Annotated in this window: 27 protein-coding genes; 15 read left to right on the top strand and 12 right to left on the bottom strand. The window is 62.6% G+C overall.

Annotated elements, in window-relative coordinates:
* Window positions 1-45: 45 nt before the first annotated feature.
* Window positions 46-1,074 (bottom strand): mechanosensitive ion channel family protein, encoded by a 1,029-nt coding sequence (locus tag PCA31118_RS00430; protein ID WP_150622009.1) that lies wholly within the window; start codon window positions 1,072-1,074, stop codon window positions 46-48.
* Window positions 1,075-1,467: 393 nt separating this feature from the next.
* Entirely contained in the window at window positions 1,468-2,979 is a 1,512-nt protein-coding gene (locus tag PCA31118_RS00425) for a CoA-acylating methylmalonate-semialdehyde dehydrogenase (protein ID WP_150622007.1), read from the bottom strand.
* A gap of 108 nt (window positions 2,980-3,087) precedes the next feature.
* Between PCA31118_RS00425 and PCA31118_RS00420 the strand changes: the two genes are divergently transcribed.
* Window positions 3,088-4,029, top strand: a complete 942-nt coding sequence (locus PCA31118_RS00420) for a LysR family transcriptional regulator (protein WP_150622005.1) — start codon at window positions 3,088-3,090, stop codon at window positions 4,027-4,029.
* On the opposite strand, the gene PCA31118_RS00415 is transcribed toward PCA31118_RS00420, so the two are convergent.
* Window positions 4,026-4,721: a GntR family transcriptional regulator gene (locus PCA31118_RS00415; protein ID WP_150622003.1), complete on the bottom strand. Its 696-nt coding sequence runs from the start codon at window positions 4,719-4,721 to the stop codon at window positions 4,026-4,028. The two genes, PCA31118_RS00420 and PCA31118_RS00415, sit on opposite strands and share 4 nt — an antisense overlap.
* A 32-nt stretch (window positions 4,722-4,753) precedes the next feature.
* On the opposite strand from PCA31118_RS00415, the gene PCA31118_RS00410 reads away from it, so the two are divergent.
* From PCA31118_RS00410 to PCA31118_RS00400, 3 genes are all read left to right on the top strand, one after another.
* A complete protein-coding gene (locus tag PCA31118_RS00410; RefSeq protein ID WP_150622001.1) occupies window positions 4,754-5,911 on the top strand; it encodes a pyridoxal phosphate-dependent aminotransferase in 1,158 nt (385 codons plus the stop codon).
* Between the two features lie 261 nt (window positions 5,912-6,172).
* Window positions 6,173-6,955, top strand: a complete 783-nt coding sequence (locus PCA31118_RS00405; RefSeq protein ID WP_150621999.1) for an SDR family NAD(P)-dependent oxidoreductase — start codon at window positions 6,173-6,175, stop codon at window positions 6,953-6,955.
* Window positions 6,955-7,959 (top strand): AraC family transcriptional regulator, encoded by a 1,005-nt coding sequence (locus PCA31118_RS00400; RefSeq protein ID WP_150621997.1) that lies wholly within the window; start codon window positions 6,955-6,957, stop codon window positions 7,957-7,959. Before PCA31118_RS00405 ends, PCA31118_RS00400 begins: the two co-directional genes overlap by 1 nt.
* Before the next feature lie 98 nt (window positions 7,960-8,057).
* On the opposite strand, the gene PCA31118_RS00395 is transcribed toward PCA31118_RS00400, so the two are convergent.
* From PCA31118_RS00395 to PCA31118_RS00385, 3 genes are all read right to left on the bottom strand, one after another.
* Entirely contained in the window at window positions 8,058-8,801 is a 744-nt protein-coding gene (locus PCA31118_RS00395; RefSeq protein WP_150621995.1) for an SDR family oxidoreductase, read from the bottom strand.
* A gap of 31 nt (window positions 8,802-8,832) precedes the next feature.
* Window positions 8,833-9,516, bottom strand: coding sequence for a carboxymuconolactone decarboxylase family protein (locus tag PCA31118_RS00390; RefSeq protein WP_246189994.1), 684 nt, complete (start codon window positions 9,514-9,516; stop codon window positions 8,833-8,835).
* A 181-nt stretch (window positions 9,517-9,697) separates the two neighbouring features.
* Window positions 9,698-10,108 (bottom strand): (R)-mandelonitrile lyase, encoded by a 411-nt coding sequence (locus PCA31118_RS00385; protein ID WP_150623597.1) that lies wholly within the window; start codon window positions 10,106-10,108, stop codon window positions 9,698-9,700.
* A gap of 203 nt (window positions 10,109-10,311) precedes the next feature.
* Here PCA31118_RS00385 and PCA31118_RS00380 point away from each other — a divergent pair, with 203 nt between their 5' ends.
* The gene (locus tag PCA31118_RS00380; protein ID WP_150621993.1) at window positions 10,312-11,220 is read left to right on the top strand and encodes a LysR family transcriptional regulator; all 909 of its coding nucleotides are present in this window, start codon (window positions 10,312-10,314) and stop codon (window positions 11,218-11,220) included.
* 162 nt (window positions 11,221-11,382) lie between these two features.
* Here PCA31118_RS00380 and PCA31118_RS00375 read toward each other — a convergent pair whose 3' ends face one another.
* The 5 genes from PCA31118_RS00375 to PCA31118_RS00355 form a co-directional block, all read right to left on the bottom strand.
* Complete coding sequence (locus PCA31118_RS00375) at window positions 11,383-12,558, bottom strand: MFS transporter (protein ID WP_150621991.1); 1,176 nt, start codon at window positions 12,556-12,558, stop codon at window positions 11,383-11,385.
* 249 nt (window positions 12,559-12,807) lie between these two features.
* Window positions 12,808-13,062 carry a hypothetical protein gene (locus PCA31118_RS00370; RefSeq protein ID WP_150621989.1) on the bottom strand — a complete coding sequence of 85 codons (255 nt, stop codon included), beginning with the start codon at window positions 13,060-13,062 and terminating at the stop codon, window positions 12,808-12,810.
* Window positions 13,063-13,203: 141 nt separating this feature from the next.
* A complete protein-coding gene (gene groL / locus PCA31118_RS00365) occupies window positions 13,204-14,826 on the bottom strand; it encodes a chaperonin GroEL (RefSeq protein ID WP_150621987.1) in 1,623 nt (540 codons plus the stop codon).
* An 88-nt stretch (window positions 14,827-14,914) separates the two neighbouring features.
* Window positions 14,915-15,232, bottom strand: coding sequence for a co-chaperone GroES (locus PCA31118_RS00360; protein ID WP_044456367.1), 318 nt, complete (start codon window positions 15,230-15,232; stop codon window positions 14,915-14,917).
* 173 nt (window positions 15,233-15,405) lie between these two features.
* Window positions 15,406-16,050 carry a diguanylate cyclase gene (locus PCA31118_RS00355; RefSeq protein WP_150621985.1) on the bottom strand — a complete coding sequence of 215 codons (645 nt, stop codon included), beginning with the start codon at window positions 16,048-16,050 and terminating at the stop codon, window positions 15,406-15,408.
* A 194-nt stretch (window positions 16,051-16,244) separates the two neighbouring features.
* Here PCA31118_RS00355 and PCA31118_RS00350 point away from each other — a divergent pair, with 194 nt between their 5' ends.
* The 3 genes from PCA31118_RS00350 to PCA31118_RS00340 all read left to right on the top strand — a co-directional run bounded on the left by PCA31118_RS00350 (window position 16,245) and on the right by PCA31118_RS00340 (window position 17,520).
* Entirely contained in the window at window positions 16,245-16,685 is a 441-nt protein-coding gene (locus PCA31118_RS00350; protein WP_150621983.1) for an Hsp20/alpha crystallin family protein, read from the top strand.
* Between the two features lie 62 nt (window positions 16,686-16,747).
* Window positions 16,748-17,167 (top strand): Hsp20/alpha crystallin family protein, encoded by a 420-nt coding sequence (locus PCA31118_RS00345; RefSeq protein WP_150621981.1) that lies wholly within the window; start codon window positions 16,748-16,750, stop codon window positions 17,165-17,167.
* Window positions 17,168-17,322: 155 nt separating this feature from the next.
* Window positions 17,323-17,520, top strand: a complete 198-nt coding sequence (locus PCA31118_RS00340; protein ID WP_150621979.1) for a hypothetical protein — start codon at window positions 17,323-17,325, stop codon at window positions 17,518-17,520.
* 52 nt (window positions 17,521-17,572) lie between these two features.
* Here the strand turns inward: PCA31118_RS00340 and PCA31118_RS00335 are convergent, their stop codons facing one another.
* Complete coding sequence (locus tag PCA31118_RS00335; RefSeq protein WP_174990281.1) at window positions 17,573-18,508, bottom strand: LysR substrate-binding domain-containing protein; 936 nt, start codon at window positions 18,506-18,508, stop codon at window positions 17,573-17,575.
* Between the two features lie 175 nt (window positions 18,509-18,683).
* On the opposite strand from PCA31118_RS00335, the gene PCA31118_RS00330 reads away from it, so the two are divergent.
* The 7 genes from PCA31118_RS00330 to PCA31118_RS00300 all read left to right on the top strand — a co-directional run bounded on the left by PCA31118_RS00330 (window position 18,684) and on the right by PCA31118_RS00300 (window position 26,982).
* On the top strand, window positions 18,684-19,622 hold the full coding sequence (locus PCA31118_RS00330) for an alpha/beta fold hydrolase (RefSeq protein WP_150621975.1): 939 nt from the start codon (window positions 18,684-18,686) through the stop codon (window positions 19,620-19,622).
* 496 nt (window positions 19,623-20,118) lie between these two features.
* Window positions 20,119-20,934 carry a MetQ/NlpA family ABC transporter substrate-binding protein gene (locus PCA31118_RS00325; RefSeq protein WP_150621973.1) on the top strand — a complete coding sequence of 272 codons (816 nt, stop codon included), beginning with the start codon at window positions 20,119-20,121 and terminating at the stop codon, window positions 20,932-20,934.
* 28 nt (window positions 20,935-20,962) lie between these two features.
* Window positions 20,963-22,243, top strand: a complete 1,281-nt coding sequence (locus PCA31118_RS00320; protein WP_150621971.1) for a methionine ABC transporter ATP-binding protein — start codon at window positions 20,963-20,965, stop codon at window positions 22,241-22,243.
* Window positions 22,215-22,877, top strand: coding sequence for a methionine ABC transporter permease (locus PCA31118_RS00315; protein WP_150621969.1), 663 nt, complete (start codon window positions 22,215-22,217; stop codon window positions 22,875-22,877). Before PCA31118_RS00320 ends, PCA31118_RS00315 begins: the two co-directional genes overlap by 29 nt.
* A 37-nt stretch (window positions 22,878-22,914) precedes the next feature.
* A complete protein-coding gene (locus PCA31118_RS00310; RefSeq protein WP_150621967.1) occupies window positions 22,915-24,192 on the top strand; it encodes an SfnB family sulfur acquisition oxidoreductase in 1,278 nt (425 codons plus the stop codon).
* 29 nt (window positions 24,193-24,221) lie between these two features.
* Window positions 24,222-25,535: an SfnB family sulfur acquisition oxidoreductase gene (locus PCA31118_RS00305; RefSeq protein ID WP_150621966.1), complete on the top strand. Its 1,314-nt coding sequence runs from the start codon at window positions 24,222-24,224 to the stop codon at window positions 25,533-25,535.
* A 16-nt stretch (window positions 25,536-25,551) separates the two neighbouring features.
* Entirely contained in the window at window positions 25,552-26,982 is a 1,431-nt protein-coding gene (locus PCA31118_RS00300; RefSeq protein ID WP_150621964.1) for an LLM class flavin-dependent oxidoreductase, read from the top strand.
* Window positions 26,983-26,992 lie beyond the last annotated feature (10 nt).

Genomic DNA, 26,992 nt, shown 5'->3' with positions numbered 1-26,992 from the left:
CATAACGGGCTAACGGGCATAACGGGCATAACGGGCATGCGGCATTCAGGCGGCGGCCTTGGGTTTGGCCGAAGACGCCACCTCAGGCGGTTCGGGCGCCTGCGCGAAATACTGCACGCTTGCCGGTATGGCGAAACGAATGTCTTCCGCCAGGAATGCGCGCATGAGTGCGAGGTTGATGTCCTGCTGCAAGTCCATGTAGAGGTTGTAGTCGGGACTGAGCACGAAATAGACGACTTCGAAGTCGAGCGAACTCGCCCCGAACTGCTTGAAATGGGCACGATCGAAGCGCGTCTTGCCGGAGGCTTCCACCGCCTGCCTCACCATCGCCGGCACCTTTGCCAGTTTGTCCGGCACGGTGTGGTAAGTCACGCTGAACGTGAACACGATGCGCCGCTCGGACATGCGTTTGTAGTTATGCAGCGTGTTCTTGAGCAATTCGGTGTTGCCGCACACGATCTCTTCGCCGCTAAGACTGCGGATGCGCGTTGTCTTGAGGCCAATGCGCTCGATGGTGCCGGACACGTCGCTGAACACGACGAAGTCACCGACCTCGAACGGCTTGTCCAGCCCGATGGCCAGCGAAGCGAACAGGTCGCTCAACACATTTTGTACGGCCAGCGCGACCGCCACACCGCCAATACCGAGGCTCGCGACGAAGGCGGTAATGTTCACGCCGAAATTCGCGAGCATGACCAGCAGCAACACTGCCCATGCCAGCACCCGTGCTGTCCAGGCAGTCATGGTGACAATGACGGGGTTGTCCGGCGCACTCTCGCGGTGCTGCATGCGGCGTGTCGACCACACACTCACGGCCCGATTGACCCAAAGCGCCAGTTGGAGGCAGAACAGCACCGTCCAGCCATGGACGATGGCGGTGTCCCATCGGGCGCCGAGGTCGAGAATCTTGAGGCCGATGAGCAATGCGGCGAAGAACAGTACGAAGTGGCGCGTCGCGCCCAGCACCTCGGCCAGCATGCCCGCCGCCGGCGAGCGCAACCGCCTGGACAGCGCCCCGAAGCGTCCGAGCACGAGACGCAACACGCCGGTCAGAATGCCGTAGCTTAACAACATGGCAATCGCAGCAAATGCCCAGTCGGCGGGCGCGATTCCCTCGAAGGCCTTTAGCGATGTGAGCGCGCTGAAGTGCAAGCGAGTCCTCCCTGCGTCGTGGTCGAAACCTTTTCCTTAGCAAGGCCCGTGCCTGCTCGCGAGCGGCCGTCTGGCCGACCGGACGGCGCAAGTTCGCACCGGTCGCCATACCCGATCTTTCAATGGAGGGAAAAAACGACATGAATGCGCGCAGCTTGGGCTGCCGTCTGCCCTGCCATCTGCCCTGCCATCTGCCCTGCCATCTGCCCTACCGTCTGCCCTGCCGTCCCGCGAAAGTCGCGCAGAAATGAAAAGGCGGCACAACGGACCGACCGTTGTACCGCCCTGAACGGCTACGTCTTGAATGGCGACGCGTTACTTCGCCGTCGGCATCGCGAACTCGGCACCCTTTTCGGTGCTTTCCGGCCAGCGCTGCATGATCGACTTCTGCTTGGTGTAGAAGCGCACGCCTTCTTCACCGTATGCGTGCATATCGCCGAACAGGCTGCGCTTCCAGCCACCGAAGCCGTGCCAGGCCATCGGCACCGGAATCGGCACATTGATACCGACCATGCCGACCTCGATACGGCGGCCGAATTCGCGCGCGACGTGGCCGTCTCGCGTATAGCAGGCCACACCGTTGCCGAACTCGTGCGCGTTGATGAGGTCCACGGCTTCCGTGAAGTCCTTCACGCGCACGCACGAGAGCACCGGCCCGAAGATTTCTTCCTTATAGATGCGCATGTCCGGCGTCACGTGATCGAACAGCGTACCGCCGGTGAAGAAGCCTTCTTCATGGCCCGGCACCTTCAGACCGCGACCGTCGACCACCAGCTTCGCGCCCTCTTCCACGCCCAGCGCGATGTAGCTCTCGATGCGCTCCAGCGATTGACGGGTCACGATCGGGCCCATTTCGGCGTCCGGTTCCATGCCGTTCTTGACGATCAGGGTGCGGGCACGCTCGGCCAGACGATCCATGATCTTGTCTGCCACGTCGCCGACGAGCACCGCCACCGAAATGGCCATGCAACGCTCGCCTGCCGAGCCATAACCCGCGCCGACCAGCGCGTCGATCGCCTGATCGAGATCGGCGTCCGGCATCACGACCATGTGATTCTTCGCGCCGCCCAGTGCTTGCACGCGCTTGCCATGCTTGGCGCCGGTTTCATAGATGTAGTTTGCAATCGGGGTCGAACCGACGAAGCTGATCGCCTTGACGTCCGCGTGCGTGAGCAGTGCATCGACAACGACCTTGTCACCCTGCACGACGTTGAAAACGCCGTCCGGCAGCCCGGCCTGCTTGAGCAGATCGGCCATGAACAACGATGCCGACGGATCGCGCTCGCTGGGCTTGAGAATGAACGTGTTGCCCGCAGCGATGGCCACCGGGAACATCCAGCACGGCACCATGCACGGGAAATTGAACGGCGTGATACCGGCCACGACGCCCAGCGCCTGACGCGTCGTCCAGTTGTCGATGCCGGTGGAGACCTGCTCCGTGTAGTCGCCCTTGAGCAGTTGCGGAATGCCGCAGGCGAATTCGATCACGTCGATGCCGCGCGTCACTTCCCCCTGGGCGTCGGAGAACACCTTGCCGTGTTCTGCGGTAATGATCGCGGCCAGTTCGTCGCGATGCTTGTTCATGAGTTCGAGGAACTTGAGCATGACGCGCGCGCGCCGGATCGGCGGCGTGTCGCTCCATGCGGGAAACGCTGCCTTGGCGCTCGCGACCGCCGCATCGACGTCAGCGACACTGCCCAGCACGAGTTGGCGAGCACGCTTGCCCGTCGCCGGATTGAAAATCGGCTGAGTCCGCTGGGCGTCGCCCTTCACGCGTTGACCATGGATGTAATGGACGACGTCGGCGGTATCGTTGAACGCTTGCATTGCAATTCCTCATGATGGATGAACGATCCATGCAGTGTATGAATCACCGCGCACCACGCCTAGGCGTTATTATTGAATTTATTGTTTACAAATGCGAACAATCGATCCATGGATTCGGAAAAAATTGAAGGCCTGTGGACGCACCTGCATTGGCTCACGGTACTCGCCGAGCAGGGAAGCTTTACCGCCGCAGCAACCCGCCTGGGCGTGAGCAAAGCGGCGATGAGTCAGCGCATCGCCGAACTGGAGCGCGCGGCAGGTGTGTCGTTGGTGCAGCGCACAACGCGCAGCGTGCGGTTTACGGAGGCCGGTCAGCAACTCGTCGACGACACCCGGGGGCAGTACGCGCAAATCGCGACGAGCTTCTCGAACCTGCGGGATCAGGCCGGGGTAGCGCGAGGATTGATTCGTGTAACGGCGCCGGTGGCGCTCGGCAGGCAGCAGGTCATCCCGAGGTTGTCGGGCTTTTTGCGCGCACATCCTGAAGTTCGGGTGCAACTGGACCTGTCGGATCGGCTAAGTTCGATCGCCTCGGAAGGCTTCGACCTCGCGATCCGTCACAGCACGAACGCTCCGGAAACGCACGTGGCGTGGAAACTTTGCGACACGCGCTCGCTTATCGTGGCGACGCGAGCCTATCTCAAGCGACGTGGCACGCCAGTATCCCCCGCTGATCTGGCCGAGCACGATTGCCTTGCGTATCCGCGTGCCCAGGTGTCGACTACCTGGTCGTTCGAGCCCACCGGCCCTCGGAAATCGGCCACGGGGCCGGTGACGATCAACGCCAACGGTCCGGTGACGGCGAACAACAGTGAAGCGTTGCGCGACGCGGCGCTCGACGATCTGGGCATCGCACTGGTGCCCGATTTCACGGCGCAGGCTGCGGTGAAGTCCGGCAAGCTGGTGGTACTGCTGCCTGAATGGCGTCCGGTCGGCGCCTTTGCGGAACGGATTTACGTGGTGCGCCCTTACACGTCGCATGTGCCGCAGGCCGTGCGACTGTTCGTGGATTACTTGCGCGAGGCGTTCGCCGGAGGATTTCCGTGCTAGGGGGCGGATGCCGATTCAGTCGGATCACTTTGTCCGCGCATCGCCCGCGCTTCTCGCAGCGCGATCTGCATGACATCGCCCGCAGCCAGAATATGCGCCTTCGTCAGACGCTTGGCCGTGCGACGGTCGCGCGCCACCACGGCCTCCAGTATCGCAACGTGTTCCGCGAAAGACACATCCTGATAGCGTTCCAGTTGCCACACCAGCCGTAGATAGCGATCTGTCTTGCGCCAGATCGCTTCGAGCGTCTCCATCAAATGACGCCTGCCGCTGGCCTGATAGATCGCCCGGTGAAACGCCCAGTTGTCGACCGACCAGGCGTCCACGTCCGGCGCTGTTTCATCGTTGCGCAGGATCTCGCGCACCGCTGCTTCGTCGCTCGGGCCGAAGGCGTCGATGGCGGCGTCCAGGGCGAGCAGTTCCAGCGCCACGCGCATTTCCGTCAGTTCCGACGCCTCGAACGTCGTCATCGCCGAAACGAACGCCCCGCGATTGGGCACGATCGTCACAAATCCACTCGCCTGCAGTTGCACGAAAGCCTCCCGAACCGGGATATGGCTCGTGCCGAACGCCTTCGCGATCGCGTCCTGACGCAGTTGTGTCCCGGGCGCCCACCGTCCGTCCGCAATTCGCTCACGCAACTGGTCCGCCAACGACACGGAAGAAAGCTTGCTATCTGCTGATTTTTTCATTTTAATATATTAAAACATTTACGGAGGTCCATGTGACGGTATCAAGATTGCAAAAAATCCCCGGCATTGGCGTAGATCGAATCGGCGACGCAGCGGACGCTTTGGCGGATCCCGACATGCTGCGGCTCGAGAATCTCGACACGGACCTTCGCCCGCCGGCCGCCGCCCTCATGCGCACGCACCAGGCGATAGACGACGATGCGGCCAACAGCTACCTCCCCTTTACGGGGCTGCGATCGCTGCGCGAGGCGGCCGCCGAACGTGTCGGGCGCTCCGCAGGCACCCGTTACGACCCGGCGACCGAGTGCATCGTATCCGCTGGCGGCCTCGCGGGCATTCTGAACGTGCTGCTGTCGATCATCGAACCGGGCGACGAGGTCGTGCTCACCGATCCAACATATGCGGGGCTGATCAATCGCGTCCATCTGAGCGGTGGTGTTCCGAAGTTTGCCCGCCTGATACCGGACCCGGACGGCTGGAGTCTCGATCTCGACAGTCTTGCCGCCGCCGTCGGGCCACGCACGAAGGCGCTGTTGATCATGTCGCCGTCGATGCCGAGCGGCTACGTCCCCACGCCGGACGAGTGGCAGGCCATCGCAGCGCATTGCGAGACGCGCGGGATCTGGCTCGTCTATGACGCGGCGATGGAGCGGCTGCTGTTTGGTGGACGCCGCGTCATTCACCCGGCGTCGCTGCCCGGCATGCGAGAGCGCACGATCACGGTCGGCGCGGTGTCGAAGGAGTATCGAATGATCGGATGGCGTGTGGGCTGGATCGTCGGTCCCGAATCGATCATGAACGATGTGCGGCTCGTCAGTCTGTCCAACGTGGTCTGTCAGGTCGGGATCGCCATGGACGGCGCGACTGCGGCGCTGACCACCGCGCAAGACGGCGTGGCCGCGGCCGTTGCCGAATGGGAGCGCCGCAGCGACTTTCTGATCGAAGCCCTGTCCGATCTGCCGGTGATTCGTCCCCATGGCGGCTGGTCGATGCTGATCGACACCCGACGACTGGGCATCGAACCGCCCGAAGCGTCGCGGCAACTGCTGGCGCTAGGTAAGGTGGCGGCCACCCCGATGACCGGCTGGGGCCCCGAAGCAGATCGCTACCTGCGCTTCGTCTTTGCCAACGAACCCGTGCACCGCCTGCAGGACATTCGCGAGCGGGTGCGGCGTGCCTGGGGGGTGTGATGTGGGGCGATGTCTTTGATGTGGTAGGAATGGTGAGGCGACGTCGCCGCTGTGAATGGCGGCAATTGGCCAGTTTCACCCATCGGCGTCTCCGCAAGTTTGTCATTCGAGCAGCGACTTCCGTCTCAAGCTTGCCAGAGCGCAGGGGGGTTCTACGTAGCACGATTGGCGCGATCGGAATTGATCGTGGCGCGTTATGCTAGTGCGCCCAATGGTTCGAACGCCTACCATCTGCCTATTCAATCGAACCAAGGAGCAGTCATGAACCTTTCAACTGCGCTTATCACTGGTGCTTCGAACGGCATTGGTCTGGAGCTGGCACGCATCCATGCAAGCAAACGCGGCGATGTCGTTTTAGTTGCGCGTTCGCGCGACAAGCTCGAATCCATCAAGCAAGAATTCGAGACGAAATACGGCGTGAAGGCGTACGTCCTTACCGAGGACCTCGCCGACCCCGCTTCCGCGGATCGAATTTTCGCTGCGACAGAGTCGCTGGGACTCTCTATTGATGTGCTGATCAACAACGCCGGCTTTGGCGGCCACGGGAAGTTTGTCGAACGCGATCTCAAAGCCGAGCAGGCGATGATGCAGGTCAATATGGCGACGCTGACCAACCTGACGCATCACTACCTGAAGGGCATGGTGGCCCGCCGGCGCGGACGTATCCTCAATGTTTCGTCGACTGCATCGTTTATGCCGGGTCCGCTGCAGGCCGTGTATTACGCGACCAAAGCTTACGTTACCTCGTTCACTCAGGCTATCGCAGAAGAAGTGCGCGAATACGGCGTGACTGTCACGGCTTTGTGCCCGGGAGCAGTCGCTACCGGTTTCGTTGCCGCCGGCGACCTACAAGGCGTGGACGTCTGGAAGAATGCCAAGTCGGCCGAATCCGTGGCGCGCTGCGGCTACGAGGCGATGGTGCGCGGTGACCTGGTCGCGTTCAACGAACAGAAGCTTCGGATTATGCTCGACTGGATTGTACCGTTGCTGCCGCGCAAGATGGCGCTGAAGATGTCGCGACAGGCGATGGAAAAGGCCGCTTGATGAAGCATGCAACCCAATTCACGTTACATCCCGGCTGGAAACTGATCGTCTTCGATCTCGGGGTCGCTCCCGGCGACTTGTTGGCGCTGGCGGAGTTGCCTGCGGATCTGTTCGGCCGCAAGGATGCCGTCCTGACGCCTGCCCAGTATTTTCGATTCTTTCTGGGCCTCGAAAAATTGGTCGGGGACGCAGAATTGCCGGTGCGGCTCGGCGGAGGCATCTCGGTCGAGGCTTTTGATGCTGCGCTGTTCGCCTGCCTGTGCAGTCCGAATCTCAACGTCGCGTTCACCCGGCTCGCCGCATACAAGCGCCTGTGTGGACCATTGTCACTGGACGTCTGCATCGGCGAGAACTACACCGAGGTAATCATCGAATGCTACGGCCATGACGGCCCGCTGCCATGCAGCTTATGCGCGACGGAATTGGCTTTTTTCACGCAGTTGGCGCGCCTTGCAACACGACAAGCCATCAGCCCGATCGAGGCCGAATTAACGGTGCTGCCGAGTCAGGTCGGCCCATGCGAAAATTTTCTCGGCTGTCGCTTAGAACAGGGCAGCTCCAACCGCATTCGATTCTCGACAGAAGACGCAAAGCGTCCCTTCTTGACAGAGAACCTTGCCATGTGGCGCTTCTTCGAGCCGGAACTTCGGGCGCGTCTCTCGAAGCTCGACGCCGAAGCAAGCACACGCGAACGTGTGCGCAGCGCGCTACTTGACATGCTCCCGAGTGGTCAGAGCAGCATCGACGATATTTCGAGTCGCCTGGCAATGAGCAAGCGATCGTTGCAGCGTCATCTCGCCGACGAGGCCATCAGCTATCAGGACGTGCTTAACGGCACACGACAAGAGTTGGCTAGTTATTACCTCGCCCACTCGACAATCTCGCCTGGCGAGATCGCCTTTTTGATCGGCTTTCAGGACACCAACTCGTTCTTGCGCGCGTTCAAGGCCTGGACGGGGGTTACGCCGGGGGAATACCGCAATTTGCACGCGCATCCGGCTTGATGCCGACACACCACCGATCCGGAAAAAGCCGCCAATGCCGCAATCACCGTGGCTCGCGCGGCACCGCTCATCCGGTGCCGACGCATCTCGTATCCCACTTACCAAGGCTGTTTCGCGGGGCCGACGGTGAACTCGTTGATCGTCGTGTCATCGGGCTGATCGATCGCGAAGGCGACGACGTTGGCAATCCGGTCCGGCGAAATGCCGTAGGTGTTGTAGAGGCCCTGCATTTGGTCAAGCGATTGCTTGTCGCTGATGGTCGACAGCAATTCAGTATTGATGGCCGCCGGGTAGATCGTCGCAGTGCGAATGTTGGTGCCTTCCATGGCAGACTCGATACGCAGCACTTCCATGAAGTCGCGCACGAACCATTTCGTGCCGCCATAGACGGCGCTGCCTGGATAGGCTTTGAGGCCCGCCACCGAAGAGGTGGCGATCACGTGGCCGGACTTCTGCGCAAGGAACTCGGGCAGCACCGCTGCCACCCCATTGAGCACGCCCTTGACGTTCACATCGACCATCTGGTGCCAATCGTCGGTCTTCAGCGCCGAAAGCGGCGAAGTCGGCATCAGGCCGGCATTGAGAAAAATAGCATCCACGCGGCCAAACCTATCCTTGGCAAGTTTGACAATGGCGTCGTTGTGGGCCTGCTGCGTGACGTCCAATTCCTGATAGACGGCCTGGCCGCCTTGCTGCTCGATTTCATCGACGATCCGCTTCAGGTTGTCTGCACGACGCGCGCCAAGCACAACCTTGGCGCCTTTACTGGCGAGCAGCTTGGCCGTCGCCTCGCCTATTCCGGACGACGCACCGGTGATGATGATGACTTTGTCTTTGATCATGATGGTCTTTGCCTTGATTTGTTCGAGAGGACTACTGCTTGCCGGCATCGAGCATTCCGAGATGCCGATCCAGCGCACCGATGGCACGGCGGGACATGTCGGCATCCACGCGCGACGAGAGCACCTGAGTGAGCTGACGCAACTGACCGGCCGAGATGCCGACGTTCATGCTGATGCGCATGTGCGCCTGCAATTGCGGCTCGGCGCCGGGCAGCGCCGAAAGCATGGCCACGGTTGCTAACTCCCGGCTTTGCCAGTCCAGGTTGTCGCGCTCGAAGATGTCGCCGAACAGGTGCGTGCGCAGGTATTCGTTCGCAATGGGCGCGAAATCGAACAGCGGCCCTTGCACCGTTCCGCCCGAGAGCTTGGTCTGGTTGGCCGTGCCTGCGGCCAGCAGTGCGTCGCCCGTGGGGATGGGACGGCTGGGTTCTCGGCCCGGCGCATCCTCGATGCCACGCTGTTTGCGCGCCTCCAGCACCTTCATTAATTCGCCTAGTGCATTGAGGCTGCGCGGGAAGCCTGCGTAGGCGTAGAGCTGCACCAGGATTTCACGGGCGTCGCTCACCGTCATGCCGGCATCCAACCCTTGGACTAGCGCAGCGTTCAGCTTGTCCATGTCGCCCGCAGCGGCAAAGGCCGCGATGGGCACAATGCCCTGCTGGCGCGCGTTCAAGGTTTCGGAGGTACTTGGTGTTGTCATTTGAGCTTGAGTCATGGGTTTGATGTCCTTTTCGTTCGCTGCGTGCCCCAGTGTGGCGACCAGACTCAGGGCCACGGCCAACGCGCCACCATGACGCCAGATAAAACGCGTCTTAGCGGGCGTTATCAACGCTGTCGCGCACAAACCAAGTCGGAGCGCTGAGTGCATGGATTTCCTTTGTCGATGCCGAAACGGCTCAGCCGCGCGGCGGGCCGGCAAGATACTGTTCGTCGGTGACGTGCTCCATCCAATCGACGTTCCTGCCGTCCAGCGCCTCCTGGATGGCGATGTGGGTCATCGCGGTGGTGGGCGTTGCACCGTGCCAGTGCTTGTGCCCAGGCGGGCACCAGATGACATCACCCGCACGGATTTCGACGATGGCTTCGCCATCGCACTGCGTCCAGCCGCAGCCGGCGGTGACGATCAGCGTCTGTCCCAGTGGATGGGTGTGCCATGCCGTGCGTGCGCCCGGCTCGAAGGTGACGGCCGCACATGACACACGCGCCGGCGCTGGCGGGGTGTTCAGCGGGTCGATACGGACCGTGCCGGTGAACCATTCGGCGGACCCTTTCATGGAGGGTTGACATCCAGCGCGTTTGATTTCCATGTTCATGGACGCAGTTCCTTCATTGAGTGTCGCCAAGCTTGGCGTGCACCACGGGTCCGGGCCTGTTTCGCACTCCTTCACGCCAACGATAAACCCGAAAACTCGTCGTCGTCGACGGGTGAGATTCCGTATGAACTGTATGGCGCTCTCAATTGGTTGAGAAGACCCCAAAAATGATATACGTTGGTGCAAAGGATTCACCAATGACAAAAGAGAACCTTAACGACCTGCAAGCCTTCGTGGCCGTTGCCCGCGAGCGCAGCTTCACTCGCGCGGCCGCCCAGCTCGGCCTGTCACGCTCGGCGCTGAGCCACGCGATGCTGGCATTGGAAGCCCGGCTGGGAGTGCGCCTGCTCACGCGCACCACCCGCAGCGTCTCCACCACCGAGGCCGGAGCGCGGCTGCTGGACGCTGTGGCGCCGCGGCTCGACGAGATCGAACTGGAATTGGGCTCGTTGACTGCACTGCGCGACAAACCAGCCGGCACGGTGCGCATCACGGCACACGACCACGCCATCACCACCGTGCTTTGGCCACGGCTGGTACCGCTGCTGCAGACGTACCCTGACGTACACGTCGAATTCAGCGTGGACTATGCGTTCACGGATATTGCGGCGCGCCGCTTCGACGCAGGCGTGCGCGTAGGGGATCGCGTGGATAAGGACATGATCGCTGTGCGTCTGACGCCGGAGTTACGCATGGCCGTGGCCGCGTCGCCGCGTTACCTCGCGGGAAAGCCGGTTCCCAAGACGCCCCACGACCTGACCGAGCATCGCTGCGTCAATCTGCGACTGCCTACACACGGCGGCCTGTATGCCTGGGACTTCGAAAAAGATGGACAGTCCCTCAATGTGCGCGTGAGTGGCCAGACCACGTTTAACAATACCTTCCTGATGCTCCAGGCAGCGCTCGATGGAATGGGATTGGCGTTCGTGCCGCTGGATATCATGCAGCCGCATATCGAGGCAGGTCGGTTAATACCTGTGCTGCAAGACTGGTGGCCAACCTTCCCGGGCTATCACCTGTATTACGCCAATCGCAAGCAAATCGCGCCGGCGCTGGCCTTAGTGATCGAGGCATTGCGTTGGCGTGCCGTCACGCCCACCAAATAGCACAATGTTTCGAGCAGCAGCCCGCAGGACAGGCCTCCAAAAGCCGTTCGGATTGGAGTGTCTGTTTTGAAAAAAAAGCAAAAATGGACGATCCGTCAATGGAGGCGACACCGGAACCACCAACGGCCCCTCAGGACCTGCCACTGCATTTTCCGCAATCGCTCACGTGCCCCGATACCCGGACCACGCGGCGAGGAGCAACGATGCCCCCACCACGGCGGCACCGCAGATCCAGTAAAGCGTCGCTTCGGTGCCGAGCGTTAGCCATTGGGGCAGCAGGAAAATCACGATCCCGAACAGCCCCGTCAGGACAGTCGTGATCGCCTGCACTCGTCCGATCAGGTGCGGATCGACGACCTCCAACAAACGTCCATTTGCGGCAGAACGAGCGAGACTCCAGGCCGCCCCGGAGATGCTGTACAGGACAAGCGCGGCGAGACCCGTGCGGGAAAATGAAAATACGACGAGCGAGAGACCGGCACAGGCGAGCAACGCCAGAGGGCGCCGCTCGATCCGCTTCGCAATGGCTCGAAGGCTTGCGGTGGCAACGGCAACCGTGCCAACAATGGCCGCCACCATTTCAAGTGTGCCAAACAGTGCGCTATCGCCCCGGAGCGTATCCACCACGAAGCCGGGAAGTAAAAGATTGGTCGTCTTGATGACGGCAAACGACACACCTACCGTGATCGAGGCGATCAGACTGGCAGGGTTTGCTGCCAGATAACGTGCAGCCTCCCCAATGCCCGCCGCCACACCGGACTTCGCCGAGACTGTCCGATCCGCACCGCCCCGGACAAGCCATTCGAGACCTGCGCAGGCGAGCGCGATTGCTGCGAGTGCAAATGCCGACACGGCGCTTCCAACCCAGTCGATCGACACGCCGGCAATGCCGGTGCCGATGGCGATGCCGATCTGGCGAGCGACCGATAGCCGCATGAAGAACGACACCCGCTCGTTGACCGGGATGATCGATTGCAATCGTCCGGAAAACGCGCCGTTATGCAGTGTGAATCCCACTGCACCCACGGCACTGCCAAACATGAGGACGACCGCACCGGCATCGGTCGGGAGATGCTGGCTCGATCCGACCAGCAAGAAACCCACTGCCCTGACCGTTTGGCCCCTGATACCGGTAAGTCGCCGGTCCGTCCGGTCGACAATGTGGCCAGCCAATGGGGCAAACAAAAGGCCGGCCAGGCTCGACGATAACAGCACTAACCCGACAAGTTTCGACCCGCCAAGCTGGAACGCTATCCACGACGGCAGAACAATGCCTGTCCCCACCAGAAAGAAGGAGAGCAAGGAGATTGCGGCCAGCGTCCAACGATCTCGGGACATGTCGGATCGGGAAGATAAACGTATCGTGGCAGGCGCCCTGAGTCCGGCAAGCGGACTTCGTCAGTATTCCATAGAAGTCCGTGGCCGATCAGGAAAACGCCAGTCATAGGCTTCTCGATCCTGGGATCAGCGCTAACAGTCGGGCAGTCTGGCGGCCAGCGGCTCGCCCTCAGGAACCCACGCATATGCGGGGGACGACAGAGCCCTGTCTCAGCACCGCAATGCACGACGCCAGCACTACACGACGCGTTACCTATCGACCATCAAATACCGAATGATGAGCGCCGGGTCGGCGACGTCGAGGATGAGACGACGGAAAATCCGCTTTCGCATGTGTTCCTCGTCGAGCAGCCATGGGGAGCCTTTCTCGCTGAGATATTGAACGATGGCCTCGTGCTGATCGGCATGCGCGGGAAGATTCAGCCGGGTCGCGAGCAGCCCGGCGATCACGTCGTCGATCTCGATATCGAGCGGTCTCGCATCGATGATGAGTTTCAGTTGCATGGCCCTCACCGAAACAAAAACGGCGCGACATGCGGAAAACCGCAGGCCGCGCCGAACGGAACGGAAGAACGGAACCAACGTCAGCCCTGCCAGCCCCGGCAGCCACGCTGACCGGTGAATGGCAGATCCGACCATTCAGCCTCAGTAGTCGAGCTCCGGCGCGGGCACCTGCGCGGATTTCTCATCCTTCGGCGCTTCGGCGACCGTCGCGTCCGTGGTGAGAATCAGCCCGGCGATGGACGCCGCGTTCTGCAGCGCCGTGCGGGTAACCTTGGTCGGATCGACCACGCCGATTTCGACCAGATCGCCATAGTCGCCAGTGGCCGCGTTGTAGCCGAAGTTGCCCTTGCCATCACGCACCTTCGCGATCACGACCGACGGCTCGTCGCCCGCGTTCGACGCGATCACGCGCAACGGCGCCTCAAGCGCACGCAGCACGATCTGGATACCCGCGTCCTGATCGGCATTCGCGCCCTTCAGATTCGACACGGCAGACCGCGCACGCAGCAGCGCAACACCGCCACCCGGCACGATCCCCTCCTCGACGGCCGCGCGCGTGGCGTGCAACGCGTCGTCCACGCGATCCCGCTTCTCCTTCATCTCGACTTCGGTCGCCGCACCGACCTTGATCACCGCAACACCACCCGCGAGTTTCGCGACACGTTCCTGCAGCTTTTCACGGTCGTAGTCGGACGTCGCCTCGTCGATCTGAACGCGGATCTGTTTCACGCGCGCCTCGATGCGCTTCGCGTCGCCCGCGCCATCGATGATGATGGTGTCTTCCTTGCGCACCTCCACGCGCTTCGCGCTGCCAAGATCGTCGAGCGTGGCCTTTTCGAGCTGTTTGCCCGTCTCCTCGGAAATCACGGTTGCGCCGGTCAGAATCGCAATGTCTTCGAGCATCGCCTTGCGACGGTCGCCGAAGCCCGGCGCCTTGACCGCGACGACCTTCAGGATGCCGCGCATCGCGTTGACCACGAGCGTGGCGAGCGCTTCGCCTTCGATGTCCTCGGCGACGATCAACAGCGGCTTGCCCGCTTTCGCAGCCGCCTCGAGAATCGGCAACAGGTCGCGGATCGCGGAAATCTTTTTGTCGTGCAGCAGGATCAACGCATCGTCGAGATACGCCGCCTGCTTTTCCGGATCGTTGATGAAGTATGGGCTCAGATAGCCGCGATCGAACTGCATGCCCTCGACGACGTCGAGTTCGTTCTCGAGCGACTTACCATCCTCGACCGTGATCACGCCTTCCTTGCCGACCTTCTCCATGGCGTCGGCAATGATCTTGCCGATCGCCTCATCCGAGTTCGCGGAGATCGAACCCACTTGCGCGATTTCCTTGTTGGTCGAAATCGGCTTCGACAGCTTGCGCAGCTCTTCGAGCACGGCAGCCACCGCCTTGTCGATGCCACGCTTGAGATCCATCGGGTTCATGCCTGCAGCGACGTGCTTCATGCCTTCCTGCACGATCGCCTGGGCGAGGACGGTGGCCGTCGTGGTGCCGTCGCCGGCCACGTCGGCGGTCTTCGACGCGACTTGCTTGACCACCTGCGCCCCCATGTTCTCGAAACGATCCTTCAGTTCGATTTCCTTCGCAACGGACACACCGTCCTTCGTGATGGTCGGCGCGCCAAAGCTGCGCTCGATCAGCACGTTGCGACCTTTCGGGCCGAGGGTCACCTTCACCGCGTCGGCCAGCACGTTCACGCCCTTGACGATTCGGCTGCGGGCGCTGTCATGGAATTTGACGTCTTTTGCACTCATGTCGTAGCTCCGGGAAAAGTCATTGACTCAACGCGTCGCGAAGCACCGATGCATGGGGTAACGAGGATGTTCGCGACCGTTCGGGATGTCAGGCGGCCTTGCGCTCGGCGCCCTGATTGGCTTCGAGCACGCCCATCACGTCTTCTTCGCGCATGACGAGCAGTTCCTCGCCATCGACCTTGACGGCCTGGCCGGCATACTTGCCGAAGATCACCTGGTCACCGACTTTGAGCTGAAGCGCGCGCTGGGTGCCGTCCTGCAGCAACCGACCATTGCCGACGGCGATGACTTCGCCCTGTTCGGGCTTTTCCGCGGCGGAATCGGGAATCACAATACCGGAGGCCGTCGTGCGCTGCTGTTCGATTCGCTTGACGATAACCCGGTCGTAGAGGGGACGAATCTGCATTTCCATCTCCTAAGCGATAGATCACCAAAAGGGAATCCAGCCTCGCGCCGCAGCGACAACACAGTGCGTTGCCACGGCGCGCAGGCCGTGCCAATGTCTGGCGAGAAGCAAAATAGAGGCGCGGCGCGCGCGCTTCAAGAGGCCGCAAAACGATGAATTTGTAACAAAATGTTTCAGCGCAGCAGGATGCGCCGAACAGCCCCCAACCGGTAGACGGTGCGCCCCGACACGCCCGGCCGACGCGGTTTCGGCGGCACCGGACAAGGCAACGGGCGGCCGCCATCGGCGTCGAGCGTGTCGTCCGGCTCGTCGAGCGTTCGCCAGATGCCGCCCTTGACCGGACGGAACAACCACCGCAGGTAGCCCTTGCGCGCGGCAAGTTGCATGAGGGCTTCGCGCTCGGGCGCGGCGTCGATCAGGTGCTGATCCGCAGGGCCATCGTCAACACGGTCCCCGTAATCGCCGAATGCCTGGCGACAGGCGAGCGCTTCGGCGGCGGACGCACCGATCACGGTACAGGCACGCCGCTCGATGCGCTCGACTTCCCACGCGCCGAGTCGCCATGCGGCGTCGAGGAGTTCCGCTTCGACGGTCTCGAAGCGATGCCAGGGTTCCGTCAACTGGAGGGCGGAGCCCGGCACCGGCCGTGCGGGAATCTCGACGCCGGGCAACCTGAGCGGCGTCGCTCGTCGGAATCCGTGCCAGTGAAGGATGGTGACAAGCGGGGTATTGACCCGCGCCACGGCGGTGACGGTCACCGCATAAAGCGGCAGTTTCACGGTATCCATCTGCTCGTGCAGAGTCTCGAAAAAATTCATGAAGCCTCCTTGCAACAACCTGCATTGCTACCTCTTGAAATTTCCGTGCGCTGACCTATTTTAGTTCTCGCTCAGGCAGTCGCGGTTCACGCGCTGCGTGTTTCGATTTGTCAGTCTGCGGTCTGTTGCGGACGGGTGAACTGGAGCGCGTAGTCCGGTTCGACCTCCGTACAGGCCCCTGTAAGGAGCCAGCCATGAGTGATCTCTTTTTCGGTACCGATCTGCTGGGCGAACTCAACCGCCTGCAACGGCAGATGGACAGTCTTTTCACGGGTTTCCCGGCCAGCCTGCGCGCCACGCGCACCGGCCTGTTCCCGCCCATCAATATCGGCAGCACCGACGACTCGATCGAGATCGTCGCGTTCGCGCCGGGGCTCGATCCCGAGCGCCTCGACGTGTCGATCGACAAGGGGCTGCTCACCATCAGCGGTGAGCGCAAGGCGCCGGAACGCGAGACGTCCGACGACGTGAAAGTGTATGCCGCCGAACGTTTCACGGGCGCGTTCCGGCGCGTGATCGAGTTGCCATCGCACGCAGACCCGGACAACGTGAAAGCCCGATACGTGAACGGCTGCCTGAAGATCAGCATCGGGCGCTCGGAGGCGTCGAAGCCTCGCGCAATCACCGTGCAGTGAACCCATCACAGGTATCGAGGCTAACGGGCATGACGCCCGCCCAATGAATCACGGAGGACATCATGAACAGCAACACCGAACTGAGCGTGCCGACGAAAGACACCGGCGCAGCGACTGCCAAGCACGATAGCGGGCAGGCCAGCGAATCGCGCACTCGTCTCGCGCCCGCGGTCGACATCTTCGAGGACAGCCACGGCATCACCCTATATGCAGATCTGCCGGGCGTGGCGCGTGAGACGCTGGACGTGCGCGTACAGGACGGGAATCTGAGCATCGAAGCGCAGGCGGTCGTGCCCGCGCCAACGGGTCTGCGACTCCACCACGGGGAAATTCGCAACCCGCACTTCGCGCGCGCGTTCACGCTGAGCTCGGATTTCGACGTGTCGCGCATCGACGCCCAACTGCGTGAAGGCGTCCTGAAGCTGACGATTCCGCGTCGCGACGAGGCAAGACCCCGGCGGATCGAGATTACGGCAGGTTAAGGGTCATTGAGATGGAGCGAACGGGCGGCGAGCCACGCCTGGCCGCCCTGCTCGCCTGGAATCGCAATTTTCCTGACGGTGTGGTCGGAGGCCACACGCTTGATTTTTTTGTACCGAGCCCCCGGTGATGGCTTGTTTTCTACTGGGTTAAGACGATGCTAAGTCCACACGAATTTGCCACTTTGATGCTGGTCCGGCATGCGCCCGAACAGATCGACATGAACCGCGCAGAGCTTGATGCGTTGCTCGAACGACAACTGGTGATGCTCGAGCAATCCGCCGAGGGTCGGCGCCACCCGCAGCTGACCGACAGGGGACGATCTGTACTGAAGGCGCTCAGTGCCGGAAGTTGACCGGAGAGGCGGTCGGCGTCCATCGGCGGGCGCCGAGCGCCACCACAAATCGTCATCGTTCATCGTCCGCGCAATCGTCACCGGCATTGCGTCTGGCGCTCATGAAATCGACAAAGGCTCTTGCCTGCGGGGACAGCGAGTCATACCGTTTGAATACGAGCATCAGATGGCGGGCCGCCCAGTCGTCCGACAACGGAATGATCCTCAACTGCAAGCGAGACCGATAGACCTCGGCGACTTTCGTCGGCATGATGCATATGCCCGCCCTGGCCGCCACCAGGCTGCAAGCCGAATCGAAACTCGACACACGAATCCGGTAAGTCAGCGAGCGGCCGAGTTCGCCAGCCTTCATGGCAACAATTTGTCCCAGCGCACTCCCTTCCGAAAACCCGATATGCACGTGGTCGAGTGTCTCGCTAAAGCGAATCGCCTCACGGTTCGCCAACGGATGCCCGGATCCCGCGACCAACGCGAAGACTTCCTGACGATAAGGCACCGTCGAGAGTCTGCATCCTTCATCGACGACATGCGTAATGCCGACATCTGCAACCTCATCCCCAATACCGCGAATGATCCCGGCGCTCAATCGCTCCTCGAAACTGACGACGACATCGGGATACGTCTGCTCCAACGCCACAAGATCGCGAGGCACGAACTGGACCATGGAAGATAGGTTGGCGAGCACGCGAACGGTGCCGTAGACGCTGGCGTCGACGTGCGCGATTTCCGCGATCATGCGCTGCAGATCAACATCGATTTTCATCGCGTAGGTCAGCACGACCTCGCCCGCACGCGTGAGTCGCGTCCCCGACGCGTCGCGAAACATCAGCTTGGTGCCCAGCGCACTCTCCAGTTCCGAGATACGTCGACTGATGGCGGACGGCGCGATATGCTCGGCCGTCGCCGCCCTTACGACCCCGCCCTCCGCCTGAACGGCCCTGAACAGTCGAAGCGAGGTCAAATCGAGTTGTTTGATCGTTTGTGGCATGGCAGCTTTCTCGAAACGCATCCCCACGACAGGGCACGAACCGAAGGGTGTTCTCGATCCGGCAAGAGAGGCGTCGACATTTGGCAATGGCCCGTGCAGAGACCTACAGCGATACTAATCCTAAGTCTGCTCCCCGAGAAATTTCGGGGAAAACATGGACAATACAGGAGACAAAATGCTGCAAAGCGTCAGCCACGCTCGCGACTCGTTTCATGTCGGTTCGAGCGCTCACCCCATGTATGTCGAGCGTTGGGGCGCCTCGTCCGGTGCATCGGCGCACCCGCCCGTCGTCCTGATTCACGGCGGAGGTCACACAGGCTCGTGCTATCGCCATACGCCGGATGGTCGTCCGGGCTGGGCCTCCCTATTCGTTCAGCACGGATATACGGCCTACGTCATTGACTGGCCGGGCCATGGCCGGTCGCCTTCGCTTGCCGACTTTGCGAGCCTGTCGATGCATGCCGTCATCGCCTCACTCGTCGACTTGTTGGACCAGATCGGGCCAGCGACGCTGGTTGCCCATAGCGCCGGCGGGACCATCGCGTGGGCTGTGGCCGATCAGCGGCCGGACAGTGTCTGCGCGATCCTGGGTATTGCGCCCGGGCCGCCCGGCAATCTGCTTCCTGCGCTGCCATCCGATCCCGTCGAATTTGAGGCACTCGCCGCCCGCGAAGATTTGGGCCACCCTGTTTATCACCCGGAAACAGCCCCGGTGTATTTCACGAGCGAATTCATTCGGCGCTACTGGGCCAACAGCAAGCACTTTCCCGTCGAAGCGATCGAGGCCTACGAGAAAACGATCGTGCCCGAAAGCCCGCGAATTCTGAACGAACGATTCAACATCGGGGGCTGTTCACCACGGGTCTCATCGCCGGAACGCATTCGACGCATCAGAAGCCTCGTAGTGACCGGCAGCGACGATCCACGACATCCAAGAAGCATCGATGAAGCCGTGGCGCAATATGTGGGCGCCACCCATCTGTGGCTTCCGGATATCGGCATCGAAGGCAACGGACATAGCCTGATGATCGAACGTAACAGCAGCGAAATTTTCGATGCGATCCATCAATGGCTGGCTGCCGATGAAAATCGGCCAGTTCGGAAGGAGGCTTAACAAGGCTTAACGGAGCGAGGCGGCCAAAGCAATGAGGCGGATTTCCGCAAATCCGGGCGTCGTCCTTTCCGGCTTGGCCGACCGGGGTCCGTGACACGCCGCCTCCCACCCGCCCCTGCTGAAATCCGCACAGCCGTTCAACAGATTGTTCATTTTTGCGCTCCCGGCCACCGGGCAGCGATGCCGGCGCGCTCGCGCCATGACGCATCAGTCAAAAAATTCCATTAAAAAATAACGACTTGCACCACATCCTGGTTGTGCATATGCAAACCATTTTTGCTTCGTAGTAGCCGCGCGGCGACGAGGTTTTAATACTCCCTGGAAATCGCGACTCAGAAAGTCACGCATCGAACCGGAACCGAAACGCGTCACGTCCGCTATTGACGCCCGGCACTCGGTAACAAGCGACTGACGCAGCCGCCTCTGGCTGAAAAAACGAGCGCTACCCCACGCGACGTATCTCCTTGCCCACGCTACCCTGTTTTCGGAGTCATACATGAAGCTTTCGCTCGTCCTGCGCACCGCCCTCGCCCCGCTGGCTGCCCTCGTGATGCTCAACGCCAGCGCCGCCGACAAACTGCGCATCGGTGTCGTACCCGGCGCTTACGGCGACTCCGTTGCCGTCGCCGCCAAGGAAGCCAAGCGTCAGGGCATCGACGTGGACGTCGTTGAATTCACCGACTGGACGACCCCGAACATTGCCCTGAATTCGGGCGATCTGGACATCAATTACTTCCAGCATCAGCCCTTTCTGAACAACGCGATTCAGAAGAACGGCTTCACGCTCGCCAGCGCCGGCACCGGTGTGCTCGCCAACGTGGGTCTGTATTCGCTCAAGCACAAGACCATCGCCGAAGTGCCGGAGCGCGGCACAGTCGGCATCGCCAACGATCCGGTCAATCAGGGACGCGGGCTGCTTCTGCTGCAGAAGGTCGGCCTCATCAAGCTCAAGAGCGGTGTCGGTTTCCTCGGCACGCTCAATGACATTGTCGACAACCCGAAGAAGCTCCGTTTCGTCGAAGTCGAAGGCCCTCAGCTCGTGCGCATCACGGGCGACGTGGACCTCGCACAGGGCTACCCGCACTTCATCGTCGCCGCCAAGGCGTTCGACCCGTCCAGCGGACTGGCCTACTCCGGCATCGAAGACGCACAGTTCTCGATCCAGTTCGTCGTGAAGGCGAACCGCGTCAAGGACCCCGTGATCCAGAAGTTCATCCGCATCTATCAGAACTCGGACGCCGTCAAGACGACCGTCAATCAGGCGTTCAACAACGACAAGCGGCTGTACTCGCTGTCGTGGATCAAACAATGACGCGCGTCGCTGCGAAAGGAGCCTGCCCATGCGCGTGACGGCGACCGCAAGACAAACGCTGACCGAACCCGCCGGAACACCCGGCGTTCGCGCGGCAGCCGGCCGCCCGCCACAGCCCGTGGCGGCACCCGCCCCGCACGATCCCACACACGCGGCACATCCCAGGGGCACCGTGGCGTTTCGCAACGTGACGAAGACCTACGTGTCGAGCGCCGGTCCCGTGACGGCGCTCGACGCCATCGATCTCGACATTCGCCCCGGCGGCATCTTCGGCATCATCGGGCGCAGCGGTGCCGGCAAATCGAGCCTGCTGCGCACGATCAACCGGCTGGAGCGGCCTACCAGCGGACAAGTGCTGGTCGACGGGGTCGACATCGCCACGCTCAACGACGCGCAACTCGTGCAACTGCGCCGGCGCATCGGCATGATCTTCCAGCACTTCAACCTGCTCTCGGCCAAGACCGTGTACGACAACGTGGCGTTGCCGCTTCGCGTCGCCGGTGTGCCGAAGGCACAGGTCGATGCGCGCGTACGCGAGCTGCTCGCGCTCGTGGGCCTGTCGGACAAGGCAGGCACGTACCCCGGGCGCCTGTCCGGCGGGCAAAAGCAACGCGTGGGCATCGCCCGGGCGCTTGCGACCGGGCCGGAGATATTGCTGTGCGACGAAGCGACGTCGGCCCTCGACCCGGAAACGACACACGCGATTCTGCGGCTGCTTCGCGACATCAATCGCAAGCTGGGCATCACCATCGTGCTCATCACGCACGAGATGCGCGTGATTCGCGAGATTGCCGATCAGGTGCTGGTCCTGGAGCAAGGTCGCATCGCCGAACTCGACGACGTCTGGCGCGTGTTCGGTGCGCCCCGGCACGACGCCACGCGCGCCCTGCTCGCGCCGTTGCAATACGACATGCCCGACGATCTCCAGCAAGCGCTGCTGCCCGAGCGCCCTGCAACGCCCTGCGTGCAAATCCTTCAACTGACGTATCGCGGCACCGACGGACTGGCGCCCGACTTTCCGCGCATTGCGCAGGCACTGGGAGGAAACGTGCGGTTGCTGCATGGCGGCGTGGATCGCATTCAGGGTCACTCGCAAGGGCAATTGCTGATCTCGCTCAAACCCGCGCAAGACGGACATGGCACACAGGGCACACAGGGCACACAGGACACACAGGGCACGCAAGGCACCCAAGGCACTGTGGGCGATGTCCCCCAACCGGATTGGCAAACTCTCACGCGCGGGCCTAACGCCATCGCGCATGACATCGAGGTACTGGGATATGTCGCTGACACTGTCCATCTCCATTGATCGCTACTGGAACGCGCTCGTCGACACGCTGATGATGGTCGGAGTGTCCGGCGCCATTGCCTTTGTCGCCGGCATTCCGCTGGCCGTGCTGCTCATCATCACGGCCCCGGACGGCTTCCTCGCCTGGCCGCGCGTGAATCGCGTGGTCGGCAGCATGATCAACGGGTTTCGCGCGACGCCGTTCATCGTGCTGCTCGTGGCGCTGATTCCCATCACGCGCATCGTTGCGGGCACCACCATCGGTGTGTGGGCCGCCATCGTGCCGCTCGCCGTCAGTGCGACGCCCTTCTTCGCCCGCATCGTCGAGGTCAGCCTGCGCGAGGTCGACCCCGGCCTGATCGAGGCGGCGCAGGCCATGGGGTGCGAGAAGTGGGACATCGTGCGTCACGTCTATCTGCCCGAAGCCCTGCCGGGCGTGATCGGCGGCTTCACCATTACGCTCGTGGCGCTCATCAGCGCGTCCGCCATGGCGGGCGCCGTCGGCGCCGGCGGGCTGGGCGATCTGGCCATCCGCTACGGCTATCAACGATTCGACACACAGGTCATGGTGATCGTGATCGCCGTGCTGATTCTGCTCGTCACGCTGGTGCAGACAGCGGGCGACCGCTACGTGCGCTGGTTGCGCAGCCGCTGAACGCGACGCGCGAAGCCATCGCATATCGAGAAAACCCATGAATCATCCCGACTTCAAGCGCTCGGAGCCCGCCGCTCCCACGCCCCACCCGCGTGCGCTCACGCGCGTGCCGTTGCCACCACGCGAGCCGTATCGCATTGCGAGCGAGGCCGAAGCGCTGACGATCGCGCAAACGCTGGCCGACACCTTCCGCGCCAGCGCCGCCGAGCGCGACCGCGAACGTCGCCTGCCCTGGGACGAGATCGAGCAATACACGGCAAGCGGCCTGTGGGCCATCACCATTCCCCGCCGGTACGGCGGCCTCGGCGCGTCATACGTCACGCTGGCCCAGCTGTTCGTCACGATCTGCGCGGCCGACCCATCGCTCGGACAAATTCCGCAAAATCACTTTGCCGTGCTGCAGAACCTCTCGGACATGGGCGACGAAGGGCAGCGGCAACGCTGGTTCGCCGACGTCCTTGGCGGGCAGCGAATCGGCAACGCCGGTCCGGAACGTAAAGCGAAAGCCGCCCAACTATCCTCGCCGACCGCTCATCTCGCACGCGACGCCGACGGTCGGTTACGCGTGAGCGGCACACGCCACTACTCGACGGGCTCCGCGTTCGCGCATTGGATTCCGTTTCGCGCGGTCGACGATCAGGGCCGCCCGGTTCAGGTGTGGGTGCGACGCGACGCCCCGGGCGTGACCATCCTCGACGACTGGGACGCCTTCGGCCAGCGCACGACGGCCAGCGGCAGCGTGATTTTCGAGAACGTCCCCATCGGCGAGAACGATGTCGTTCCCATCTGGCGCTTCGAGAAAGTGCCCACGCTCTCCGGGCCGGTGTCCCAATTGATTCAGGCCGCCATCGACGCGGGTATCGCGCAAGGCGCACTGCGCGACGCGATCGACTTCGTGCGCGACAAAAGCCGCCCATGGATCGATTCGGGCGTGAATCAGGCGAGCGACGACCCCTACATCATTCACGAAATCGGCCAGTTGCAGATCGAGGTCGACGCCGCGCACGCCGTGCTGCTCGACGCCGCGCGCTGTCTGGACACGCTCGCACTCGGTCCGATCGACGACGCGATCTGCGCGAGCGCATCGGTCGCCGTCGCCCACGCCAAGATCCTCACGACCGAAGCGGCGCTCAACGTCAGCGAGCAGTTGTTCGCGCTCGCCGGCTCGGCATCGAGTCGCGCCGGATACCACCTGGATCGTCACTGGCGCAATGCCCGCGTTCACACGCTGCATGACCCGGTACGCTGGAAATATCACTTGCTCGGCAATTACGTGCTCAACGGTGCGCTTCCAAAGCGTCATCAGTGGAACTGACCGGCCGGCATCCGCCCCACATCCCCGACATGACACATGCCTCGACACCGGTGCGCCCTTCGGCGGACGCGCCGCACTTCCCTTCCGCCCCGGTGCGCGCGTCGCGACAGCCGGATCGGCCCGCGCCCGCGCCGACCCCGCAACGGCGGGCGGACCTGATTCTCGACGATGCACACGCGCTCGAAGTCGCGAACGCATTCGCCAGCGATCTGGCGCCCGGCGCGCGGCAACGCGATCACGAACGCCGTCTCCCCTGGCACGAAGTGGACCGATTCAGTCAATCCGGCCTGTGGGGCATCACGATACCGAAGGCATACGGCGGCGCCGAGGTCAGCACCGATACGCTGACCAAAGTGGTGAGCGTCATCGCCGCCGCGGACGGCAGCTTCGGGCATATTCCGCAAAACCACTACTACTCCCTCGAAGTGCTGCGCGTTGGCGGCACCCACGAGCAAAAGACGTTTTTCTACGACCGGGTATTGCGCGGCGAGCGCCTGGGCAACGCGCTGGCCGAAGTGGGTCAGCGTGACTTCAAGCGTCGCACCGAACTGCGGCGAGAAGCGCGCGGCTGGTTCGTGCAGGGCGCGAAGTTCTATTGCACCGGGGCTGTGTACGCGCACTGGATACCCACGCTTGCCGTCGCGCAGGAAGATGCGCAGGAAGGCGCCGCCCAGCGCGCCTATCTGGTGTTCATTCCCCGCAACGCGCCGGGTGTGACAGTGACGGACGACTGGGACGGTTTCGGACAGCGTGTGACCGGCAGCGGATCGGTGCAGTTCGAGCATGTTCGTGTCGAACCGGAATGGATCGTGCCCTTCACCGCATCGTTCGAGCGCGCGACCACGATCGGTCCGTTCGCGCAGATCATTCATGCCGCGCTCGACGCCGGCATCGGTCATGGCGCCTTGCAGGCCGCGCTGCCGTTTATCCGCGAGCATGCCCGGCCGTGGATCGACTCGGGCGTGCAGCGCGCGGCGGACGACCCGCTGCTGCTCGAACAGATCGGCAACGTTGCCCTGCGCCTGCACGCCGCCGACGCGCTCATCGCCCGCGCCGCACGTGCCGTCGACGCGGCACAACGCGCACCGGACGACGACAGTGTGGCCGCTGCCTCGATTGCCGTCGCGCAGGCCAAGGCACTCAGCACAAGCGCCAGTCTGCTCGCCGGCACCAAACTGTTCGAGCTCGGCGGCACCAGCGCAACATCGGTGGCGCTCGGTCTCGATCGCTTCTGGCGCAATGCCCGCACCCATACGCTGCACGACCCGGTGCGCTGGAAATACCACGCAGTGGGCAACTATGTCCTCAACGGCGTGCGTCCGCCGCGCCACGGCGCGATCTGACGCCAGGAATCTCGCCATGACACAAGCCAAGCGGCACATTCACGTCAACGCCTTCAACATGAACTGCGTCGGCCACATTCACCATGGCCTGTGGACGCACCCGCGCGACCAGTCGACGCAATACCACTCGCTCCAGTACTGGACCCACATCGCACAAGTGCTGGAGCGCGGATTGTTCGACGGCCTCTTCATTGCCGACGTCATCGGTTACTACGACGTCTACCAGGGCAGCGTGGATCTGACGCTGCGCGAAGGCATCCAGTTGCCGGTCAACAACCCGTGGCTGATCGTCTCTGCCATGGCGGCGGCCACGAAGCACCTTGGCTTCGGGCTTACCGCGATGGTCGGTGCACACAACCCATACACCTTTGCGCGCGACGTCACCACGCTCGACCAGCTCACCGGCGGGCGCATCGGCTGGAACATCGTCACGGGGTATGTGGATAGCGGCGCGCGCGGTCTGGGCCAGAACGGGCTGGCCGAGCACGATAGCCGCTATGACCGCGCCGAGGACTTTCTCGAACTCAGCTACAAGCTGTGGGAAGGGAGCTGGGACGACGGTGCCGTTATCGCCGACAAGGCGCGGCGCATTCATACGCTGCCCGACAGGGTCCGTCCCGTGACACACGACGGGCCGTTTTACCGCGCCCATGCCATCCACATGAGCGCGCCATCGCCGCAGCGAACACCGGTCCTGTTTCAGGCGGGCACTTCGTCGCGCGGGCTGCGCTTTGCCGGACGCCACGCCGAAGGCGTCTTCATTGGCGCGAACTCGCCGCAAGCCGCACGTTCGGCATCGCGCAAGCTGCGACAGGCTGCCGTGGAAGCCGGTCGTCGCCCGGAGGACATCAAGATTTACGCCGGGATCGCCGTGGTGCCCGGGCGCACACAGGCCGAGGCCCGTGACAAGCACGCCGAGTATCTGGCCCATGCCAGTGCCGAGAGCGGCCTGGCGCACTTTGCCGCCAGCACCGGGGTCGACTTCGCCCGATTCGCGCTGGACGAGCCGATCCAGTTCGGCAACGCCAACGCCATTCAGTCCGCCACGCAGACCGCCCAGCAACAAGGCTGGACCACGCGACGCAAGTTGCTTGAGCAATTTGCCCTGGGTAGCCGGTACCACACCATCGTGGGCGACGCCGCTCAAGTCGCAGACGAACTGGAGCGATGGATCGATATCGGCGAGATCGACGGCTTCAACCTGACGCGCATCGTGGTGCCGGAGACGTGGGAAGACTTCACCGATCTCATCGTCCCCGAGCTGCAAAACCGTGGACGCTACCGGACGCAGTACGGCAACACCTCCGGTCCGGAAACGTTCCGCCAGCGGCTCTTCGGTCGCGGCGACCGCCTGCCCGCACATCACGCAGGAGCAAGTTTCCGTCACGTGCCCGAGAGCGCGCCGGACACCTCTGGTCCCCGTGCCAGTAGCGCCCGAAGTGCATGAAGCGCGCGGG

The organism is Pandoraea captiosa, assembly GCF_902459775.1.
GTDB classification, from domain to species: Bacteria; Pseudomonadota; Gammaproteobacteria; order Burkholderiales; family Burkholderiaceae; genus Pandoraea; species Pandoraea captiosa.
This window is presented reverse-complemented; position numbering and strand designations above follow the sequence as displayed.

Excerpts from the sequence above, each read along its gene's own strand:
- PCA31118_RS00350 (WP_150621983.1), top strand. The coding sequence starts at position 16,245 with ATGAGTGATCTCTTTTTCGGTACCGATCTGCTGGGCGAACTCAACCGC.
- PCA31118_RS00320 (WP_150621971.1), top strand. The coding sequence starts at position 20,963 with ATGCGCGTGACGGCGACCGCAAGACAAACGCTGACCGAACCCGCCGGA.
- PCA31118_RS00385 (WP_150623597.1), bottom strand. The coding sequence starts at position 10,108 with ATGGAAATCAAACGCGCTGGATGTCAACCCTCCATGAAAGGGTCCGCC.
- PCA31118_RS00405 (WP_150621999.1), top strand. The coding sequence starts at position 6,173 with ATGAACCTTTCAACTGCGCTTATCACTGGTGCTTCGAACGGCATTGGT.
- PCA31118_RS00330 (WP_150621975.1), top strand. The coding sequence starts at position 18,684 with ATGCTGCAAAGCGTCAGCCACGCTCGCGACTCGTTTCATGTCGGTTCG.
- PCA31118_RS00390 (WP_246189994.1), bottom strand. The coding sequence starts at position 9,516 with ATGACTCAAGCTCAAATGACAACACCAAGTACCTCCGAAACCTTGAAC.
- PCA31118_RS00325 (WP_150621973.1), top strand. The coding sequence starts at position 20,119 with ATGAAGCTTTCGCTCGTCCTGCGCACCGCCCTCGCCCCGCTGGCTGCC.
- PCA31118_RS00415 (WP_150622003.1), bottom strand. The coding sequence starts at position 4,721 with ATGAAAAAATCAGCAGATAGCAAGCTTTCTTCCGTGTCGTTGGCGGAC.
- PCA31118_RS00395 (WP_150621995.1), bottom strand. The coding sequence starts at position 8,801 with ATGATCAAAGACAAAGTCATCATCATCACCGGTGCGTCGTCCGGAATA.
- PCA31118_RS00345 (WP_150621981.1), top strand. The coding sequence starts at position 16,748 with ATGAACAGCAACACCGAACTGAGCGTGCCGACGAAAGACACCGGCGCA.
- PCA31118_RS00425 (WP_150622007.1), bottom strand. The coding sequence starts at position 2,979 with ATGCAAGCGTTCAACGATACCGCCGACGTCGTCCATTACATCCATGGT.
- PCA31118_RS00310 (WP_150621967.1), top strand. The coding sequence starts at position 22,915 with ATGAATCATCCCGACTTCAAGCGCTCGGAGCCCGCCGCTCCCACGCCC.
- PCA31118_RS00400 (WP_150621997.1), top strand. The coding sequence starts at position 6,955 with ATGAAGCATGCAACCCAATTCACGTTACATCCCGGCTGGAAACTGATC.
- PCA31118_RS00375 (WP_150621991.1), bottom strand. The coding sequence starts at position 12,558 with ATGTCCCGAGATCGTTGGACGCTGGCCGCAATCTCCTTGCTCTCCTTC.
- PCA31118_RS00340 (WP_150621979.1), top strand. The coding sequence starts at position 17,323 with ATGCTAAGTCCACACGAATTTGCCACTTTGATGCTGGTCCGGCATGCG.
- PCA31118_RS00360 (WP_044456367.1), bottom strand. The coding sequence starts at position 15,232 with ATGCAGATTCGTCCCCTCTACGACCGGGTTATCGTCAAGCGAATCGAA.
- PCA31118_RS00315 (WP_150621969.1), top strand. The coding sequence starts at position 22,215 with ATGTCGCTGACACTGTCCATCTCCATTGATCGCTACTGGAACGCGCTC.
- PCA31118_RS00300 (WP_150621964.1), top strand. The coding sequence starts at position 25,552 with ATGACACAAGCCAAGCGGCACATTCACGTCAACGCCTTCAACATGAAC.
- PCA31118_RS00430 (WP_150622009.1), bottom strand. The coding sequence starts at position 1,074 with ATGTTGTTAAGCTACGGCATTCTGACCGGCGTGTTGCGTCTCGTGCTC.
- groL (WP_150621987.1), bottom strand. The coding sequence starts at position 14,826 with ATGAGTGCAAAAGACGTCAAATTCCATGACAGCGCCCGCAGCCGAATC.
- PCA31118_RS00335 (WP_174990281.1), bottom strand. The coding sequence starts at position 18,508 with ATGCCACAAACGATCAAACAACTCGATTTGACCTCGCTTCGACTGTTC.
- PCA31118_RS00380 (WP_150621993.1), top strand. The coding sequence starts at position 10,312 with ATGACAAAAGAGAACCTTAACGACCTGCAAGCCTTCGTGGCCGTTGCC.
- PCA31118_RS00305 (WP_150621966.1), top strand. The coding sequence starts at position 24,222 with ATGACACATGCCTCGACACCGGTGCGCCCTTCGGCGGACGCGCCGCAC.
- PCA31118_RS00355 (WP_150621985.1), bottom strand. The coding sequence starts at position 16,050 with ATGAATTTTTTCGAGACTCTGCACGAGCAGATGGATACCGTGAAACTG.
- PCA31118_RS00420 (WP_150622005.1), top strand. The coding sequence starts at position 3,088 with ATGGATTCGGAAAAAATTGAAGGCCTGTGGACGCACCTGCATTGGCTC.
- PCA31118_RS00370 (WP_150621989.1), bottom strand. The coding sequence starts at position 13,062 with ATGCAACTGAAACTCATCATCGATGCGAGACCGCTCGATATCGAGATC.